This is a genomic window from Streptomyces sparsus, from assembly GCF_054776295.1.
On sequence record NZ_BAAHCA010001567.1, the window covers coordinates 1 to 689 of the forward strand.

At 75.0% G+C, this 689-nt stretch carries 1 protein-coding gene; it reads right to left on the bottom strand.

The window, feature by feature from the left end; genetic code table 11:
* Positions 1-689, bottom strand: a 689-nt coding sequence (locus tag ACYVE9_RS29640) for an FUSC family protein (protein WP_461030954.1), incomplete at both ends; no start/stop codon positions are given.

Genomic DNA, 689 nt, shown 5'->3' on the forward strand with positions numbered 1-689 from the left:
GCGGGCCCTGGCCTTGCGGGCCCGCAGCGGACTCAGCGGGTGCACCAGCGGGGCGAGAGCCGTACGCACCCGGCCGAGCAGCACCTCCAGCTCCGCGACCCGGGGAGCCGGGTCGGCGGCCGTGTCACCGGCCAGGCGGCGGGCCGCGTCCGCGGTGCAGTACCGCAGGCACACCAGTGAGCGCTCGATCCAGGCGTGCGTCGTCGCGTGGGTGGTGAGGGGCAGGACCAGCGTGACCGCCAGCGCGGCGCCCAGCGCGCCCACCGCGGTCTCCTCCAGTCGCAGCGCCAGCAGCCCGGCGTGCAGCACACCGAAGAGGCCGTAGAGCAGGCCGACCATCACGGTGACGAAGAACATCATCCAGCTGTAGGAGACCGCCGCCGTGTAGAAGATCCCGAACACGCACCCGGCGACGATCACCGCCGTCGGCACGGGGGCCCCGTCGACCGGCAGCGCCACCAGCAGGCCCGCGGAGATGCCGACCACCGTGCCGAGCACCCGGCGGAAACCCCGGACCAGCGTCTCACCGCGGGAGGCGGTGTTCACGAAGATCCACCAGGCCGCGCCGACCGCCCAGTACCAGCGTTCGTGGGAGAGCGCCTGCCCCGCGGCGAGCGCGAAGGCGCACGCGGCCGTCGCCTGGAACGCCTGCCGGGTGGTGGGCCGCGCCAGTCCGCGCCCGCCGAGCG